Below are 20,576 nucleotides of genomic sequence, written 5' to 3' on the forward strand. Positions count from 1 at the left end.
CCGCAGAACGGGATTGACGATTTGCATTAGCATCGCCTACTTTGGCATAGGTGCTGTCAACCGCATTTGGAATTTCTTCATAAATCGGTTCGTTGCCCGGTTTCTTACCTTTCGGTTTTTGTACTTCGCTGTAAATCGGTTCTTCCGCAGAACGGGATTGACGATTTGCGTTAGCATCGCCTACTTTGGCATAAGTGCTGTCAACCGCATTTGGAATTTCTTCATAAATCGGTTCGTTGCCCGGTTTCTTGCCTTTCGGTTTTTGTACTTCGCTGTAAATCGGTTCTTCCGCAGAACGGGATTGACGATTTGCATTAGCATCGCCTACTTTGGCATAGGTGCTGTCAACCGCATTTGGAATTTCTTCATAAATCGGTTCGTTGCCTGGTTTTTTGCCTTTCGGTTGTTGTACTTCGCTGTAAACCGGCTCGTCCGCAGCACGGGAGCCTGCATCACTTTGTTGTTCTGATTTATAACGTTTGGCTTTATCTTTACCTTTTTGTGCTAATTCCGCTAAATCCAATACTTCAAAGCTAAAACTTGTGCTGGCGTATTTGTCATCACGCTTAACGGTTTTGGATTTTTCAAGATCCCGGTTAATCGGTTTTTGTACATTCCCTGTATCAACACCTGATAAGGTTGAATCTTGAGTCGCTTCATAATGTTTCTGCTCAGAACGTCCGCCACGTATCGTTGCCTGTGATGTTCCACGTTCATTGATACCAAGGGATAAACCAAATTCGCCACCATCCTGATGATGATAGTCCGCCAGAGATTGATGTGTTACATCACCATCAATCTTAAATGATTTACCATCACTTTTATCTACGAAATAACCGCCTTTCAGATCCAATCCTTTGGTTTCGCCTTCCATTTTGTTAGCGCTGATTCCTGATTGTTTATTGATCTTACGGCTTTGTTCGGTTTCTCGGCCATAACCACCGCCAAGACTGCCGGTAGGAGTAATCGGTATTCCGGTTGAAATAGACATACCCGCAGAGGCAGAAGCATCAAAATGCTGACTGGTTCTGTCGTAAGTATCTTGTTTTGACTCAATATTTGTTTTTCCTGCAACTTTGGAACGATAAATATCTGCATCAAGATTCGCACCGGATAAATTGAGGTTTTTATCCGTTTTGATACTCAATTGCTCTGCTGATAATTCGCTATTCTGATAGCTTGTTGACGTTGAATTCATAGAGCTTCCATTGATCTCAACAGATGCTGAAGAACCAACTGCACAGCCTTGTGACATTAGTCCACAAGAAGTGCTTACTCCTTCAGAATATTTAACACCAAATGAGGATTCAGACTCAGTTCTGTCTGTTTTACCTGCATTAATATTAACGTCATCTTTAGCATTAATATTTAATTTACCTGATTTTTTATTCCGCTCAACATTGTTTAATTCCACGCCGCCTTCAGTGGCAGTTAGGGTTAAATTACCGTTAAGCTGTGTTCTATTATCAGATTTTTCATTAAATTCATAAGATGAGGAAGAAGAACCCAATTGTCTTTTAATAGAACCGCCAATTAAATCGCCGGTGACTAAATTCGCTGCATCACTTGCGATTTGTAATGCCGCCGTACCATCTTGTTTAACGCCTTTTTTAGCATCCTCTGCCTGTTTAATCGAATGGCTGATAACATCCGCTACTGCTGAATGTGTTTCAGCTACTATACCTACCGTAAAGTTTCGTTTGTCTGAATGATAGTCAGTTTCATCTCTCTGTTTGGTAGAAATCACTTTTTTAGCGGTTAAGTTTAAACCCTCTGTCGGTTCATTCGCTTGTTGTTCAAAGAACGACTGATCTTTTTCTGCCATTAGCTCATCAATTTCTTCTTGAGATAATTTTTTCAATTCAGGTTTTTCACCAGTCGGTGCAGGTTGTTTATCTTTTGCCTCTTTCGCTAAAGTATCATCGGTATTATTTTCCGCTGCCGGTTTTTCAGCTTCCGCAGGTTGTTGAGCATTATCTTCAACATTTTCTGCTTTATCGGATTTATTAATATCCAACCCACCAATATCCAACGTGCCTAAAACATGTAAATCACCGGTTTCGGCATTCAATTGGCTATTGGAATGCTTCAACTCTGTTTTACTTTCATTTTCTGCAACCATTTTCAGACCGATTTCGGTATTTATGCCGGTATGCGTACTTTCCGTAGTTTGTGTGGATGCACCATCAGCCGTGCCGTGTTCAAAGGATTTTGAATAACCGCCACCACTAAAAGAGATACCTGTAGCTAATTGTGAAGAGACTTTTGATTTTTCAGTGTGCTCAACATTTTGTCCCGCTTTAGTATTGTAATTTCCTTTTACTACCCCGGTAATACGTTTAGCATTCAGGTTACTACCAACCTGATTCACGTCTTCCTCAACGGCAAGATGTAAGTGATCAAAGGTTACATCAGAACCAACTGATTCAGCTTTATAATGGCTTTCACTTTCGCTACCAACCGTTTGATTACGGAAGAGATTATTGCCAACAATATCCTTTTGTTTATGTTCACTACTGAATTTATGGGAATCGGTCATATTAAGTTGTTTTGTCTTCGCAAAACCGGTTTTACCTTTAACATCCGAACCTTTGATATCAATGGTGCTATCTAAATCCGTTTCTAAATGTAAATGTTTATCGGAAGCAACTTGAGATTTTTGTACCTCTGTATTCCCTTTTTCATCCGCATAAGAGGTGGAAGAAAGTTCAACGCCTTTATGACCTTTCAATTTAACCAATTCTTCACCTAGCACACTGCCTTTATTTTTAATTTTATTTTCAGCTTCAATATCTATTTTTTTACCGGCAATCGTGCCTTGGTTATAGACATCTTTCGCTTTTAAGTGCATTTTTCCGGCTTTGATCGTCGCCTGACCTAAGCCATTATATTTTTCAGCTTCTTCCAATGTGCTCTTAGCGAAATAGACTTGTGGTACATAAACTTCCTTACCGTTTACATTTGATTTTACATACCAAATAATGTCTTCTTTCAGATTTGCTTGTTGCTCTTTAGTTAATGCTTTACCTAAAGTTAAGTTCAGATCACTAGAAGCACCGGAAGCGTTATCCATTAAACGTTTAACTAAATCTGCATTCGTTAAATCGTATTTCAATGCCAAATGGTTATCGACTTTCTTCTCAATGCTACGCGTAATCAATTGATGCTCAAAATAGCTATCGCCAATTACACTGACTTTGTCTCCTTCACCTTTAGGGGCAACATTATTAAAGAAGTATTCAGATCCTACATAATCTTTTTGATTGATATATTTCATTCTGGTTTGATATAACGGATCCACTTCAATACGCGGGCGGTTACTTTCTTCTGCTCGTTCCCGTTGTTTTGCTAAATAATCTCTTTCTACTTTTTTATTTTGTAACGAACGATCAAGGAATAAATTCGGTGTCGCCAACAATTCCAATAATGTTGAGAGATCGATGTCACTATCATCTTGTGATGGTGCAACAAAAGGTTTAAATTCTACATTCTGTGAGTTAATTTGATGTTTACCAACAGCAACATTCTGGTCAAAACCACCTTTCTCGCCTTCACCATTTATTAATTTTTCAGCCTCTCCCTCAAAACTACCCGCTAAGAATTTTGCTTTTTGAGCCGGATAAAATGCACGATCGTGTTGGTGTTTTGTATAATTCAAATATTGCTCTCTTAACTCTTTAATCGGTTTATTTTCCCAATTTGAACCAAAAATAGTGGTTAATGTCTGTTGAAGATCCGGGGAATCTATAGACTTTAATAATTTCAGTATTTCTCTTTTACTTGCGCCATAGATTCTTTTAGTAATATACTCATTTGAATCTTTAAATAAGAACTCACTATTAAACAGATCATCTAATGATTTAAGCCCATCTCTATCAGTTGGCTGTAAACCAATACCAAGAAAATTTAATCTAGGTAAAAATTTTAATTTCAGATTTGTTTGTTTTTTTAAATAATCCAGAACAATATCTTTGTTGATAGGACGCATATTATTTTGAATGGCTTTAGTACCATTTGAAATAAATTTCCCTTGTATATTAATAATACCGGCATTGACAATACCTGCATTGTTATCATTTGATAGTTTTTGGATAAATTCAAAATCCCCTTCTCCACGAATATTACCTGTTTTAGCAACACCTAGAAAAGAGGCGCTCAATTCAGGTAAATTTCCCTCTAGGGTATAAAAATCAGTTCTTGTGATACCTGAATCTTTACGTATAAATTTGATCTGTTTCCACGTTGTATTAACATTTCCTTTTAATTTCACATCATTGGTTAAGCGTTCTGCAGAAATCGTTAATTTATCTTTTGATAAAATATCACCAAGATTATAGACAGAGGTTTTTGCATCTAAATTCATTTTTCCATCGGAATAGAATACACCGCTTTGCTGATTGCTAATGTTTGATGAAGTAAGATTTAACGCATTTTTTGCACCTAATAATCCGCTATTTACAATAGATTGCTCACTTGTGATAGATAAAATATTACCGCTGGTTAAAGCACCGTCATTTTTAAAATCATTACTCTTAATTGTGAATGAATTAGCTACTTGAACTTCCGAATCTTTATCAAAATACACTTCATCGGCAGAAAGAGTTAATTCTTCTTTGGCATCCGCTAATTTATGTGATTTAGAATTAAAATGAGTCTTATCTTTAAAGGTAAGCGTAGCCTTACCTTCACTTTGGATAGTTCCATTATTTTGATAATTATTTTGACCGCTCTTTTGGTTTTCAGCTTTTTCAGAATTCCCTTTAGTCGTAATATTTAGGGTTTTCTTTGCCAAAATATCTTTATTATTTTTTAGCTTATCCGTTTCAATGGTATTAGAGTTGGCGGAAATGGTTCCGTTATTGGTTAATTCTTGAGTTTTAATAGTTAAATTTGTTGCAGCGATAGTAGAATTTTCACCTACATCGGTACTATTCTCGTTTGTTATATTTACGTCAGATCCAGTGACTTTACTATTCTTTTTAGTTGATAACTTTTTCGATTGAAGATTGACTTTATTGCTACTATTAATTTGAGCATTATCAGCTAAAGTAATGTCATCTCCCATCAAATCAACTTCTTTTTCAGCAGCAACTTTTGAACGAATATCTAATTTCTTCGCTTTGCTAATTTTTACTTTTTCTTTAGCCTGTAATGTTGATATTTCAACATCCCCTTGCTGGCTATCAATTTGAATGTCTTTTTCCGATAAAATGATACCTTTATGGTTAACCCCGGCACCAGTATCGGTGGTAATAAATTTAATATGATGACCATACATCGCACCGGCTTCTTCACCGGTAATAGCAATTTCGGTTGAAGAAACATTTTTCGATTTAGCAGATCTTTGTTTTACATCATATTCTGTTGAACCAGCAACAAAGTTAATATCCGTTTTTGTCTGATTACCAACTTGTTTAGCCCCTTTTTTAGTATCCTCTACATCACGAATTGCGCCTTTTTGTTCTATTTTTTTCGCCACAATATCAAGATATTTCAAACCATTCGTAGCAAGACCATCCGTATCAATAGTTACTGTCCCTTGATCAACATCTAGCTTTAAACCGTTTTTTGGATCAATAACATTACTGGTAGAAGCGACAAAACGCTCAGTATTAAAGGTTTGTACGCCATTAATATTGATTCCATTTGGGTTAATAATAAGCAAATCGGCTTTATCACCAAATACTTCAAGCCCGCCTTTAATCTTAGTCATTTGGCTGCCGGTGACTTGGGTTAAAATCGCTTTTGCTGTTTCTTTATCTAAGTTTTTATTTTTATCTAAATGACCGATTAAATGCGAAGTACCTTCTTTTAAACTATTATTAAATACCGCACCATTAGGAATATTCAGCTTTTCAAATTTATTATCGGAAATACCATCATTTTGGGGTTTGGCGATTTCAACAACTAATACATTATTTGTAGTATGGGAAATCTTGGTTTCACGATTGTTTGAATCTAAAACCGTATCTTGTGCTTGTGCAAAAACACTATTAGGAATCACAATAAATAATGTTAATGTTGCCGGTTTTAAGGTTTGATTGATAAATCTGGATAAGGTAGAAAAACAAAATACATCGGTGAGTATGTTATTTTTTCCTAAATCTACGTTTACTGCATTATGAGAATTATCCTTTGAGTTTTCAGTTGCATAACTAATATATTCTGCAACGGGAATCAAACAGGATTTGGCTTTGCTAAAGATAAGTTTGTATCTGTTTTTATTCATTGTTTTTCTCCTTTTTATAAATAATTAAAATGAAACAGAACCATTCATATAATACACACCGGCATTACCGGTTTTATTATCGCTAATATTTTTTAGCGGTTTAGCATAAGTAAAAGATAACGCCAATTGTTTTATTTGAGTTCTTGCTCCTATAGCAAAACCGGCAATAGACTCATGTCGGTTTTCGATACGTCTGAAGGTTCGACCAAAGTCAATGCCCACAAAAGGTTTTATTTGTGATAGATAGGCTTGCTCCGGATAAAACGGTAATTCCAGGGTTTGAGAAAAATAATAGCCACTTTCACCGGAGCTAATCCCTCCTTTAAACCCTCTTACCGTATATTCGTCACCAATAGAAAACTGGTTATCGGAATATAAAGCGTAAGGTGAATATTGAAGCCCTATGCGGAATTGATAATTAACATAACGTTGATTAATAACGAAAGGTTTATACCAGCTTATACTGCCTGAAATTAATTTTAACGTTTTGCTTTTTTCCCGGGTATAAGCCAGACTATCCGCATGGAACCAGTTTAAACCGTTGGAATAGGAAATATCGTTATATAACTTGCCGTCTAAAAAATTAGTAATATAGGATAAACCAATCGTTAATTTATTATTATGATAAAGGCTGACTAATCGGGTTCCGATATAGTTTTTTCTTTTTTTAAATTCTAATTCGCCATAAGCAGATAAAATCGATGTTTTACTACGAGATAATACATTGGATAGTTTGATATTGGCTGTTTGGATTTTTCCGCTTGATGAATAGGAGTTTCTTCCTCTAAGTTCTTTTTCATTATCAGATTGCGAAAGGCGTAAATCCAATGTATAGAAACCAAAAGGCTGGCTATAACTTAAGGAATAATTTTGTTGATTATTTTGTTTGTGACCTTTATAAAGGCGGTATCCGGTAGAAAAATACCAACGGTCGTTTGTGCCCAATAAGTCACTCCAGCTTACATTGGCGGTTAACTGATTACGGCCATTGGCATTATTATCCGCACCGGAATTATTAAAACCTAATGTGAATTGGGGAAAGAACGTTCTCTGCGTGATAATATTTAAATTGGATTCTCCGGTTTTTTCTGCGGCAAGAACTTTAATTTCCGCCGATTTATTCGTGGTATTTAAAATCTCAATAAACTGATCGATATCATGCACACTTAGAATGGCATTTCTAATATCCGGTAAGACGGCAACCATGGCTTTATCCCTAAATTGTTTAGGTTGCTCGCCATTGACTAAATAATTACTTACATAGCCCCAATGAATAATAAAATGCAGTTCGTTTTTATCGGTCACTTTTTCTTTTAAACCGATGGCACTCGTTACATACCCTGCCTGATACAATACATCGGTAAGGTCTTTAACTAAATTAAGGACTTGATTCGTTGTAAGCGGTTTGTTTTGATATTGTTGAATAACCGATGTGAAATTCAAATTGGTTGATTTCCCGGCTTGATCGATGGTAATTAAACTGATACGTTTTTTTACATTGGCATTATCGTCATCTAAAGCTTTATCTTTAGGACGATCAGGTTTTTCTTCAGATAGAAATTCTTCAGCTTTCTCAAAAGCCCGCTTTGTTTCTCTAAGAATTTGTTGGTGTTTTAATCGTTGTTGTTCTTGTGTCAATATATCGGCGGCATAAGCAGAAGCGGAAAATAAAGACAAATAAACAAGAGAGCTTGTAAAAGCCCTCTTAATTGATGATTCCATCAATTTTCTCCTTTTTTGTAAAATATAAAATTAGTTCGCTAAATGAAAAATTTCTTTCTATCTGGTTTAATGCCAGTTTTTTTCGGCATTTTACTCCATGTTAATATAAAAATAAAGTGTTTTTTACTTCATTTTTTTCTTAAACTGATTGATTTATATCAAGATCTCATATAAAGAGAAAAATAAAATTCTGTTTACCTTACCTATCATCAACAGTTAATACAAACCGGAAGATATCCTTATTAATTTATGTCTAGAAATCAATAAACCCACCTGATTTTGTATTAGGTGGGTTTGTTGATAATTTTAGGGCGTATCCCTACGCTCTATATCAAGATTAAATCGCTTGATTAGTATAAAGATTAATTTTGCTTAATTCCGCCATTTTTTCCACATATTGCGCAACTTTGGTAGGGAAATGCACGCCTTTTACGCAAGTGAAATTACGCAAAACCGGGAATAAAATAATATCTTCTAATGATGGGTGACCCGCGGCATATTCACCTTGAATTAACGGTTCTAAAGTTTCAAGATCTTTATGTAAATGTGCTAAATAGCTTGCTGTATTTTCGAGGTTTTCGGCAAAGTTCCCATAACTTTGTTGTTTTTTATACACAAAATAATCAATGGCACTTTGTGTTGCAAATTCAGGCAAATTGATTTTTACATAACGAGGGCCGACTAATTTACCGGTATATTCACTGACGGTTTTAAGCCAATTTTCAATTTCCGGGCGAATGTCAGATGACAACCAATTTTGAGTTTTATCACCGGCATAATTTTCATCAATATATTTCACAATATCCAAACTTTCCGGCATTGCCGTGCCGTCTTCTTTGACTAAAATCGGCACCATTTTTTTGCCCACTAAACCGATTGGGGTTACTTCATCATCATTTAAAATCGCCAATTCTTCCACCGGTACATTCTTTAATCCAAAAATCATTCTGGCACGCACGCAGAACGGACAATGATCGTAAACGTATAATTTCATAGTAATTTCCTTTTATTGATTAAGTAATTTTGCTAACCCGCTTTGTCGTTTAATCGAATTTCTTACCGCACTTTTCCAGATCTTTTCTTGGGTGAATACGGTAAGTTCTTGTTTTGCTCTTGTTAGTGCAGTATAAACCAATTCTTTTGATAAAACAGGGGAAAATGAGTTTGGTAAGATAAAAAATACCTGCTCAAATTCTGATCCTTGGGATTTATGTACGGTCATTGCAAAAGCCGGTTCATGATTAGGTACTCGGCTTGGAGAAAAGGCTTTATATTGCTTATCGCCTTGTTCAAACCAAACTTTGCCGTTGCCTTGTTCATCCACCAAAAACAAGCCGATATCGCCATTGTATAATCCTACGTTCGGATCATTTTCAACGACCATAATCGGTTTTCCGGCATACCATTCGCGGAGTTGTTTGAATGAAAGCAATCCACGATTTCGTAATACTTCGGCAAAAAAGACATTTAAACGTTCAACGCCGAAATCACTGTTGCGAAGTGCGGTTAAAAATCTCACTTTTTTAAATGCCGTAAAAATCCCGTGAATGGTTTGTTCCAAGGGTTTCCGCCCTGTTTGCACCGCTTGAACCCGCTTTAAATATTCACCATAGTGTGTTACTGCGGATTCGATTATCGGAAGTAATTGTTGAGCGTGGTTCTGTGACGAATTCTGTTCACAAAGACGAATATCCCCATAATGTTCAAATAATTGCCAGCTTTGCAGGCTTTGTCCGTCATTGACCGCTTTGGCTAAATAACCGATACCGGATTGACTACCAAAACGGTAACTGTGTCGTAATGAACAGAGATAATCGGCGATTTCCGCGTATTTGCCGTTGTGAGCCTGTAGCGGCATATCTGTGACCGCCGTTAAATAATCCGTCAATGCCGGGCTATAACCCTGTTGTTCCATTTCACGGATAAACTGCCCTAATTCGCCGATAATGGCTCCGGCTTCTACCGATGCCAGTTGGTCTTTGTCGCCTAATAAAATCAATTTACAATGCGGCGGTAAGGCTTTCAGCAATTTTGCCATTAAAGATAAATCGATCATTGACGCTTCATCTACCACCAACACATCGGCAGTGATCGGATTATCCTGATGAAATACCGTGCTATCGTCAAAAGGTCGAACGCCTAATAAACGATGAATGGTGGAAGCCTCCGTCGGTATTGATAGGGTTATTTCCGCCGGTAAATCAAGTTTATTAATGGCTTTAAGAATGGATTCTTTTAAGCGAGCACCCGCTTTGCCGGTGGGCGCGACCAGTTTGATATTTAAAGGTTCGCGATGTTGCTTAATCTGCAACCATTGCAACCCCGCTAACACGTTCGCAACCGTAGTGGTTTTTCCTGTGCCCGGTCCGCCTGAAATCAAACAAAAGGCTTGTTTTAACGCTACGGCAACCGCGATTTTTTGCCAATTAACCTGCTGTTCAGATTGAGCGGGAAAAAGCTGATTTAACACATCCCGCACGGTTTCCATTTCTAGTGTAGTAAAATTTTGCGATTTTTTTACCGCACTTTTCAGGTAATCCGCCACAAAAAATTCATCTTGCCATACGCGATAGAAATACAATGCGTTAAATTGAAAGACTAGCGGCGTGACTTGTTGGCGGGGATTTTCCGTAAACGCAATATGCCCTTTTAATGCCGTCTGCCATTGTTTAATCGGCAGAAAATCAATGGTTTGGCGAATTTCCGTAAGATAATGTTGTGCTGTGGTATATTTCAAATCAAAGAGATTTTTTTCGCAATCATCGTCTAAATATAAACAACTATTGCCTTTTTGTTGGCTAAAATTGCACAGTCCAGCCAATAAAATTGCCAGATTCTGCACCGTCGGTGAATAATTTTCCCCTTGCTGTTTATCCGCAATGAGTTTGGCAAAATAAAAATCACCGGAGCTGATCAGCTGTTCGTCTTTGAGTCTGGCTAAAATCTGTAACATTATCCGCTCCTAAAATAGTTGATCCAATTGTTCTATCAATGTGGCTTTCGGTTTATTAAAATATACGCCGAAATCGCTATTTTTGCTGTTCATTCCACGGATAAAGGCATAAATCACCCCGCCAAAATGTTGCTCATAATTATAGTTCGGATTCCGCACTTTAAGATAGCGATGTAATGCTACGGTATAAAGCAAATATTGCAGATCATAGCCGGACTGCGACACCACTCTACTTAATTTCGATTTCTCGTAATGTTGCGGTAATCCGCCGAGATAATTGGATTTATAATCCAGAATATAATATTTGCCATCGTGACGGAAAACCAAGTCGATAAAGCCTCGAATCATTCCTTGAATTTGCTCAAAATGCCACGCCGTTTGATACAGCGGGTGATGTTGTTGCAATAACCGATTAAACTGTTGCAGCGGAAAATTCTTTCGTAATTTCAAATAGAATTGCATTTCCTTTAAACAAGAAGTGCGGTCAATTTTGGCTAAATTTAAACCGAATGTCAGCGGTGTGGATAAAATTTCAAACATCCAAATTTTCGTCGGCATCAGCCAGCTTTCGTCTAATTGCAGGCTTTGACAGAGTTTTGCAATGGCTTGCTCGTCAATAGGCTGATTAAATTCGCAATTTTCAAAATAGCGGTGCAATGCCGTTCCTACCTGACTGCCGTGGGGAAAATCAAAAGGCGTTCTGCCTGCGGGATAATGTTCATATTCCTTATTTAATACCGGTGCATATTCGTCTTTTTCCACATAGATTAAGTCGTAATCCTGAGCCTCATCATAAAAAATTGCACTGTTTTCTACCGCACTTTTTCCTACTTTACCTGCCCGTTCATTCATTTGTTTTAATGCGGTAAAACTGCTGATTTGCCAGTTTTTCTCAATATTGCCGGTAAAAATGCCTGCTTCCAATTGCGGTTTTTCCACCGGGAATTGCCAATTCTTATCAGCTTGTAATACATCTAAAGACTGCTGATTAACGGTAAAATCCACTCTTTGAGCGAACCGTTCCACCAAAGAGATAAAATCCGACGGGTTGGATAAATCCCCTTGTTTTAAGGCATAATCTAAAGGATTCCAGTAAATTTCCTGTGCTTTCGGAGTAACGCTCATTGTTTTCGGCAATGTGATATTCAGCTGGCATTTTGCTCGCGTGAGCGCCACATAAAGCAGCCGCATTTCTTCCGCCTGCAATTCCCGCAACACATCATCGCTGTGCTGATTTTCAATATCCCACAAAGTTTGGCGGTCTTGTTCGGAATAATAGGTATTCACCGCATTGTTATACGCCTTGATGCCATTGCCTAAAAACGGTAACCAAAGTATTTCGTATTGTAAGCCTTTGGATTTATGAATGGTGACAATTTTCACTAAATCCTGTTCGCTTTCAAGGCGGATTTCTTGCCCTTCCGCCCGATTTTTACCTTGAATTTGCAGTTCAAACCAACGTAATAAATCCGTTTCTTTTTCCTGCAAACCGGAAGCCTGTTGCAATAATTCCGCTAAGTGTAATAAATCAGTAACCCGCCGTTCGCCGTTTGGCTGCGACAATATTTTTGCCGGGATCTCTTCCTTTAAAAATAATTGATGCAACATCGGTAATACGCCTTGCATTGCCCAAGTGCGTTGATAGCGTTCAAAACGGTCTACCCATTTTTCCCATTCGCTTTCATTTTGCTTTAAGCGTTGAATTTCTGCCGTTGAATGAGCAAATAAAGCCGTAGCAATGGCATTTAAAATATTGCGTTCATTATTCGGATTCAAACAGGCTTTGAGAATTAATGCCAATTCCTGTGCTTCTTTGCTGTCAAATACATTGCTTTGATCAGACAAATACACCGATGCAATGCCGAGTTCTTGTAAGGCATTTTTTATCAGTGCGGCTTCATTTTTATTACGCACTAAAACGGCAAAATGTTTCGGTAATAATGGGTTATGCTCTAAAGTCTGATGAGAATTATCCCATTGCACGATAAATGCGTTATTTTCTACCGCACTTTTCAGACTTTGCTGAATACCTGCAGCACAGGCTTTAGCTAATTGTAATTTGGTCGGTTTTTCGGCGAAATAAAAATTAAATGCCGGTTGCATTTGTTGGTTTAATTCAAAACCTTCATCACTTCGCCGTGCATGGCGTACCGGGTGAAAAGCAATATCATCATATAAAAACGGCGATTGCGGAAAATCAAATAACGCATTGACACCGTTCACTAAATCCGGAATGGAACGCCAATTAGTCTCTAAGTTAAATATTTCTTTTACTTGGTCAGCGGCGGTGAGATATGTAAAAATATCCGCGCCACGGAATTTATAAATAGCCTGTTTCGGATCACCGATCATAATAAATCCGCACTGTGGGGGAGCATTTTCAATATAAATTTTTGAGAAAATTTGATATTGCTGTGCATCCGTATCCTGAAATTCGTCGATCATTGCAAAAGGATATTGATAGCGGATCAACTGAGCCAATTCATTGCCGTTTTTGCCAACCAAGGCATCTTTTAATAAACGCAGTAAATCATCAAAACTTTTTTCTGCGTGATTTTGTTTGTAGCTGAATAATTTTTGCTTCAGTAAATTGAGATAATGCCACAATAACACTTTATGGTTGATGGTTTGATTGAGTTTGCCGCTGATTTCATCCACCAAGGCAAAAATCGGATGCTGCATAGGTTCCGCACCATCTTCCGCATATTTGGTGTTTAATGCTTCTTGACTGAAATAAGTTAATAAACGGTTTGCAATTTCCGTGCCGTTGCCATTATTTGCCCACAATTGGATTTCATTAAACCAATTCGGCACTAGGTTAGATTTAAAAATTGTGCGTTTTAAACGTTTCTTTTCACCTTTTTTATAATTTTTTGCAAGTTCCGCTAAAAATTCTGCTTTAATCTCATCACAATGTTGCAGCCATTGTTGTTTTAAATTATCAATAAGCTGTTGTTCTTGTTCAATATATTGCGATAAAAATGTCGGTAATGATAATTCCAATAAGTGCGGTTGATTTATTTCGAGTTTTAAGGTGTCCGCAGATAAATAAGGTTTTAAGGCTTGTACCACATTATTCGGGCTAACCAAATATTGATGAATAAATTTCGCCGCTGTTAAACTGACAGAATAAAAATTCTCCCGCCACACTTCATTGGCAAACCGTTGCACCAATTCACTTTCGTCCGCCGTTAAATCCAGATCAAAATGAATACCGGAATTAAAGGCATACCGCGTCAGCATTTTGCGACAAAAACCGTGAATGGTGTAAATTGCTGCCATATCCATATTTTGTTCCGCTAACCGCAAGCGGTAAATCGCCGTTTTCAGTGTTTGCTCATCCGGCATTTCATCAATCAACTGCACAAGAAATTCATCTGAAATCGCTGTCTGATCTTTGGTGTCAAGGTAGTGTTGGAATGCTTTTTTCGCTTCATTGATAGTAGTGCGGATACGCTCTTTCAGTTCTTGTGTCGCCGCTTCCGTAAAAGTCACCACGAGAATTTGTTCCACGGTCAATGGCTGCGGAAAATTCTGCTCACCGATTTGCAACAATAAGCGTAAATACAAGGATTTAATGGTATGGGTTTTACCGGTTCCGGCAGATGCTTCAATTAAACTGACAGAATTCAGCGGTGTAGAAATCGGATTAAGTGCGGTCAGTTTTATCATAGTTTTGCAGTTCAACAGAGAAAAACAGGCGGACAACCGCCCGCCAGTTAAATTTAGAATGTTAATACTTTATCCGCCCAGATTGTCCAAGCGGCAACATCATCCAAAGTACCAAGTACTACGCCTTCTGCAAGCGGTAAATCCGTAATACCTCGTGCTTTGGTGCAAGTAGTACAAAGTTTTGCCTCCGCTCCCTGAGCCGTTAAGATTTCAAGCACTTGCTGAATATTCGCACCGTCTTTTGGATGCTGACCGGCTAATCCCGCTAAAACGGAATCAGAGAAAAAGAATAACTTCACTTCCGCATCTTTGCCGTATTCTTCTTGCAGATTCACTGCCAAACGCAAGCCGTTAAAGGTTTTTTCTGTGCCGTAAGGCGATTCGTTAAAGATAAAAAGCAGTTTTTGCATAATTTATTCCTTTGTCTTAATAATAAATTAATCTACGAAAATCATTTTTGCTGCAAACAATAAGGCAACAACCCAAACGGAAATGCTTACATCCTTGGCTTTACCGGTAAATAATTTGACTACTGCGTAACTGATAAAACCAAAAGCAATGCCTTCCGTAATAGAATAAGTAAACGGCATCATGACGGCAGTAATAAATGCCGGTGTCGCTTCCGTTAAATCATCCCAACGTACTTTTAATAAACTGGAAGACATTAAAATACCTACATAAATTAATGCTCCGGCCGTGGCGTAAGTGGGTACGATAGAAGCCAAAGGTGACATAAAGATAACCAATAAGAATAGTAAACCGACTACAATTGCCGTTAAACCGGTACGACCGCCCACGGATACACCCGCACTGCTTTCAATGTAGGTACTAATAGCCGATGTGCCGATATAAGGACCTAACACGGAACTTACGCTATCTACATACAAGGCTTTTTTCATATTCGGGAATTTACCGTTTTCATCGGCAAGCCCTGCTTTTTCGGTCACACCGATTAGCGTACCGGATGAGTCAAATAAGTTCACCAACATAAAGGAGAAAATCACACCGAGTAAACCCATATCTAAGGCTCCGGCTAAATCCACTTGCCCTACAACACCGCTTAAACTTGGCGGCATTGAGAATACACCGTTAAATTGAACGTCACCAATCATTAACGCAATGGATGTGGTAATAACAATCGAAATCAACACTGCGGCGTGAATATTTTTTGCTGCTAATACAACAATAATAAAGAAACCAAGTAAACCTAATAATACTTTCGGTGAGTGCATATCACCTAATGCCATTAAAGTTGCCGGATTTGGTACAATAATACCGGCATTATGAAAACCCATTAAGCCGATAAATAATCCAATCCCCGCAGTGATCCCCGCACGCAAACTCACCGGAATGGTGGAAATCAGCCAATAACGGATTTGGAATAAGGTTAATAAGAATAATCCCACCGCACCCCAGAAAATTGTCGCCATACCGATCTGCCACGGTAATCCCATTTTGCCTACCACAACATAAGCAAAAAAGGCGTTTAAACCCATAGCCGGAGCCAACGCCACCGGCAAATTAGCAAACAGGCCCATACAAATACTGCCGAATGCCGCGATGATACAGGTGGTGACAAATACCACACTGGTATCCATTCCCGCTCCCCCTAAAATAGACGGGTTAACAAAAACAATATACACCATTGTTAAAAAGGTAGTGAGCCCGGCAATAATTTCGGTTTTCACGTTAGTGTTGTGCTCTTTGAGTTTAAACATTCGCTCAAGTAAAGATGTGTTTTCCATGGTTTTCCCTTAGTCTTTAAAAAATTAATAACCTTGTAAATAAATTGATTCCGCTAATTTTACCGCCAAACGAGCCAACGTGAAACGCTGTTCATCACTTACCGTCCAAAAATTTTGTTGATTTTCTACCGCACTTAAATTGCTAATATGCAATGAAGCCGTATCTTCGCTGTTTTCCGTTTCACCGTTCGTTACCGGTGTGATAGTTTTTTCTGCATAATAATGGATAAATTCATTATTTTCCCAACCGTTTAAACTAATTTGAGGTTCCAGTTCATAATCGGATTGCACCGTAATACTTTGAGCCAATCCATAAAATACCGGCGCTTGTACCTGATGAAAAATAATTTGTTTAATTTGTGGGAAGATTTTGTGCCATTGTGCGGATAAATCCGTGGTTTGCACAGGAAAAACATCAAATGCCAAACGCTGCACGTTTTCATCTAAGGGAATACCGTTAAGTAGTTGGGCGGTCTGCCCCACCAATTTATTCACGGTTTCACCGCTTACATAGGATGCCGGTAACAAGGATGTAACCATAATTTGACTAAGATTTTCCTGAGCTAACGGTGCAATCGCCAAAGCTGCCTGACTCACTTGCGGATCAGGCAAGGCCACAATATTGCGTTGGCGTAATTCACCTAACTGTTCGTCATTCACACTCGGCACTACAACCGGTACGTCAGACAGACCGGCACATACACCTTTCATATCAATCACTACACAACCGCTGTTAGACGCTTGTGCCAGATAGGCAGCTTGTTCAATATCACCGGCAAAAAACACATAATGATGTTCCGACCATTCAATTTCATCAATGGCCACTTGAGCCACTGCTCGATTATTAAATCGAATTCCCTGTTCTTCACTGAAAGGATAAATTTCTGCTACCGTCAAACGTTCAACGACTAATTCGCTTTGCTCTAAACATTCGGCAATTTTTTCTGCCAAAGCAAATTCTGCGGCAATAATAATAGATAAATCGTTCATTGTTATTTTCTCTTTTTGGGTAAATAAGAATCCCCTAAGTAATATTAGGGGATTAATTAATCATTTCCTTTCATTTTTTCTCAGTGACTTAGCACCTAAAAAGGCAAGATAGGCAAATGCCGGAAGTTCAAATGCACTAAATATAATGAATGATACACTATATTGCCAGAAAATAACAACGGGCAATGCAAGCAATGATACTTTGCCGATATCTTCGAGCGTTTTTGCCAGCGCTTCTACGGTATCCTTATCAATCGGACGTTGAAATAAATTAAGCATATTTTTCTCTATATAATAAATGAGAAAATTACTGTATCGCAGCAAAACCTAAAACCTTAATAATTTAAAATCTAAGGTTATTTTTTGGAAAACAGATCACAAAATTATCTTTTTTACGATAAAAACTTGCTGAAATTTCACCGCACTATACAATATTGCTTAACTTTTATTGTCTGCATAAGGATAGATTATGACACCCGCAGTAAATCTGTTAAAAAAACAAAAAATTACTTTTCAATTACACGAATATCATCACGATCCGGAAAATACGCATTTTGGTGACGAAGCTGCTGAAAAATTAGGCATTCCTCCGGAACGTTCTTTTAAAACCTTGCTAGTAGCAGAAAATGGAGATCAGAAAAAATTAGCCTGTTTTGTATTGCCTACGGCGAATATGCTGAATTTAAAAAAAGCGGCGAAAGCCTTGGGGGTGAAAAAAGTGGATTTGGCAGAAAAAGATGCGGCACAGAAAAGTACGGGCTACTTGGTTGGCGGTATTAGTCCGTTAGGGCAAAAGAAATTACTCACCACTATTATTGCGGAAAGTGCGGTCAGTTTTGACACTATTTATATTTCCGGCGGCAAACGGGGGCTAAGTGTAGAACTTGCGGCTCAAGATTTGGCTCAAGTATTAAAGGCGGTTTTTGCCGATATTGTAGACTAAAATAGACGACTAAAAGTTACGCATTAAAAAAGGGCTCTTGCCCTTTTTCTCTATACAAATTAATGTTGTCGATAATCATTCGCTTGTTTAAGCAATTGGCAGCTTTCTTTCATAAAAGTTTCAGAATATTCACCGAACCATTCTCTCACCTGATTAAAACAATCAATAAAACCTTGTTTATCATTTTGTTCAAAGAATTTTAAGGCTTCTGTGTAAATATCTTTTAAGGATTTAATCACAGCCAGATTTTCCGGTTTATCCATAATAATGTCCGCATATAATCCCGCATCTTGAGCAAATAACCGCCCAATCATGGCTAATTCCAAACGGTAAATCGGTGATGATAACGCCAATAATTTTGCTAATTGCACCGGTTGTTTGGATAAATGCAGACCGTTAGCAAAAGTCGCAAAATGGCGTAAAGCTTGAATGTAGGTCATATGATGATCGTGTTCGGCGGCGGTTTCCGTATAAATCACGGCTCCCCAAATAGCGATTTGATCAATAAACCATTGATAACGTTCCGGATAACGCCCATCACAACATACCACGATTTGTTTTGCCATACTCGGGATATCCGGCCCGAACATCGGATGTAATCCCACTACGGCTCCGCGGTGCACCGCCAGCATTTTTTCTAATGGAGCACGTTTAACAGAAGTGAGATCCGTCAATAGCATATTTTCCGTTAAATAAGGTTTTAGCCGTTCAATGGTCTCTAAGGTTTTAGCAATCGGCACGGAAACAATCACCACATCCGCTCCGTTGAAAATTGACCCGGCTTGCTCCCAATCCTGACTGCCCAATGCTGCCACATCATAGCCCGAAGCAGTAAGGTAACGCAGGAATAAGCCCCCTAATTTACCTTTACCACCCACGACTACAATTTTTTGAATATTCGGATTGACCGTTTTAAAACCAAATTGATTTTCGCTGGTATAAGATTCACGCATAATGCGGCGTAGCACATCTTCAATTAAATCTTCCGGTATACCCATTTTTTTTGCTTCTGCACGACGGGCGGCAAGCATATTCGCTTCACGATTAGGCACATAAATAGGCAAGCCATGCTGGTGTTTCACTTCTCCGACTTTTGCTACTAATTTCAATCGTTTGGCTAATAATTGCAAGAGTTTCTGATCTACTTGATCAATTTCATCTCTCAATGATTTTAATGCTTCCACCGCTATTCCTTATTTTTTATTGGCTAATTGAACACTTATTTTACGCAATAGTTCATCTGTTGTCTGCCAATCGATACAGGCATCGGTAATGGAAACGCCGTATTGCATTTGTTCAACAGGTTGTTCTGCGCTTTGATTGCCCGCACCGATATTGCTTTCAATCATTAAACCAATAATAGATTGAGTGCCTGAAACAATTTGTTGTACGGCATTTTCTGCCACCGCCGGTTGACGACGATAATCTTTATTGGAATTACCGTGACTGCAATCGATCATAATGGCGGTTTCAAGACCGGCTTTTATCAATTCTTGTTCGCATTGTGCCACAAATTCCGCTTGATAGTTCGGTTGTTTACCGCCGCGTAAAATAACGTGTCCGTCCGGATTGCCCTCGGTGTGTAATAACGTCACTTGACCTTGTTGGTTCATTCCGATAAAGCTATGTCCCATTGATGCGGCTTTCATGGCATTCGTCGCCGTGGCAAGACTGCCGTCTGTGCCGTTTTTAAAGCCTACCGCCATTGAAAGACCGGATGCCAATTCGCGGTGAGTTTGTGATTCGGTCGTTCTCGCTCCAATGGCCGACCAACTAAATAAATCCGCTAAATATTGCGGGGTCATCGGATCAAGGGCTTCCGTTGCCAATGGCAATCCCATTTCCGCTAATTCAATAAGCAATGCACGAGCAATGTGCAAACCATGTTCAACATCAAATGAACCGTCAATTTTAGGATCGTTAATTAATCCTTTCCAACCCACTGTAGTACGCGGTTTTTCAAAATATACCCGCATCACAATGTAAAGTTGCTCGTTCAATTCATCCTCTAAGGCTTTCAGACGACGACCGTAATCTAATGCGGCTTCAGGATCATGCACAGAACAAGGACCGATAACCACCAATAAACGATTATCTTTTTTATGGATAATATCGGCAATTTCACGACGAGAACGTTCGATTTGGCTTCGAAGTGCGGTGGAAAGAGGAAATTTTTGTTTTAATTCAGCCGGTGTGATTAAGACTTTTTCGTCAACAATGCGGACGTTATGAATGCTATCTTTGTTCATTGGTACAACCTTAAAATAGAGTGTAAATATTTTTTTACATTTAATGTGTTAAATAGTTTACACTCTTAAAAAT

12 protein-coding genes (1 of these 12 cut by a window edge) are annotated in these 20,576 nt (G+C 38.4%); 1 reads left to right on the forward strand and 11 read right to left on the reverse strand.

All coding sequences use genetic code 11. The annotated features are described in order from the left end of the window. The 9 genes from EDC44_RS11260 to EDC44_RS11300 all read right to left on the reverse strand — a co-directional run. The coding region annotated (locus tag EDC44_RS11260; protein WP_131978962.1) for a two-partner secretion domain-containing protein crosses the window boundary (this coding region is incomplete at its 3' end): on the reverse strand, positions 1-6,229 show 6,229 of its 7,877 nt. 1,648 nt of the annotated region lie to the left of the window's left edge. A 24-nt stretch (positions 6,230-6,253) separates the two neighbouring features. Further along, positions 6,254-7,951 (reverse strand): ShlB/FhaC/HecB family hemolysin secretion/activation protein, encoded by a 1,698-nt coding sequence (locus tag EDC44_RS11265; RefSeq protein WP_131978965.1) that lies wholly within the window; start codon positions 7,949-7,951, stop codon positions 6,254-6,256. A gap of 337 nt (positions 7,952-8,288) precedes the next feature. Further along, entirely contained in the window at positions 8,289-8,945 is a 657-nt protein-coding gene (locus EDC44_RS11270) for a GrxB family glutaredoxin (protein ID WP_131978968.1), read from the reverse strand. 12 nt (positions 8,946-8,957) lie between these two features. After that, positions 8,958-10,904, reverse strand: a complete 1,947-nt coding sequence (recD, locus tag EDC44_RS11275) for an exodeoxyribonuclease V subunit alpha (protein WP_131978971.1) — start codon at positions 10,902-10,904, stop codon at positions 8,958-8,960. 9 nt (positions 10,905-10,913) lie between these two features. Continuing rightward, a complete protein-coding gene (gene recB / locus EDC44_RS11280; RefSeq protein ID WP_131978974.1) occupies positions 10,914-14,576 on the reverse strand; it encodes an exodeoxyribonuclease V subunit beta in 3,663 nt (1,220 codons plus the stop codon). A gap of 53 nt (positions 14,577-14,629) precedes the next feature. Then, positions 14,630-14,986: a DsrE/DsrF/TusD sulfur relay family protein gene (locus EDC44_RS11285; protein WP_131978977.1), complete on the reverse strand. Its 357-nt coding sequence runs from the start codon at positions 14,984-14,986 to the stop codon at positions 14,630-14,632. A gap of 27 nt (positions 14,987-15,013) precedes the next feature. Next, a complete protein-coding gene (locus EDC44_RS11290; protein ID WP_131978980.1) occupies positions 15,014-16,321 on the reverse strand; it encodes an NCS2 family permease in 1,308 nt (435 codons plus the stop codon). 24 nt (positions 16,322-16,345) lie between these two features. Further along, positions 16,346-17,311, reverse strand: coding sequence for an oxidoreductase (locus EDC44_RS11295; RefSeq protein ID WP_131978983.1), 966 nt, complete (start codon positions 17,309-17,311; stop codon positions 16,346-16,348). A 60-nt stretch (positions 17,312-17,371) separates the two neighbouring features. Further along, positions 17,372-17,590: a hypothetical protein gene (locus tag EDC44_RS11300; RefSeq protein ID WP_131978986.1), complete on the reverse strand. Its 219-nt coding sequence runs from the start codon at positions 17,588-17,590 to the stop codon at positions 17,372-17,374. 190 nt (positions 17,591-17,780) lie between these two features. Between EDC44_RS11300 and ybaK the strand changes: the two genes are divergently transcribed. Then, positions 17,781-18,254: a Cys-tRNA(Pro) deacylase gene (ybaK, locus tag EDC44_RS11305; RefSeq protein ID WP_131978989.1), complete on the forward strand. Its 474-nt coding sequence runs from the start codon at positions 17,781-17,783 to the stop codon at positions 18,252-18,254. A 59-nt stretch (positions 18,255-18,313) separates the two neighbouring features. Here ybaK and tyrA read toward each other — a convergent pair whose 3' ends face one another. Beyond that, positions 18,314-19,438, reverse strand: a complete 1,125-nt coding sequence (gene tyrA / locus EDC44_RS11310; protein WP_131978992.1) for a bifunctional chorismate mutase/prephenate dehydrogenase — start codon at positions 19,436-19,438, stop codon at positions 18,314-18,316. A gap of 9 nt (positions 19,439-19,447) precedes the next feature. Continuing rightward, positions 19,448-20,503, reverse strand: coding sequence for a 3-deoxy-7-phosphoheptulonate synthase (locus tag EDC44_RS11315; RefSeq protein WP_131978995.1), 1,056 nt, complete (start codon positions 20,501-20,503; stop codon positions 19,448-19,450). Between the last annotated feature and the right edge of the window lie 73 nt (positions 20,504-20,576).

It is taken from the genome of Cricetibacter osteomyelitidis (assembly GCF_004340985.1).
Classification (GTDB): domain Bacteria; phylum Pseudomonadota; class Gammaproteobacteria; order Enterobacterales; family Pasteurellaceae; genus Cricetibacter; species Cricetibacter osteomyelitidis.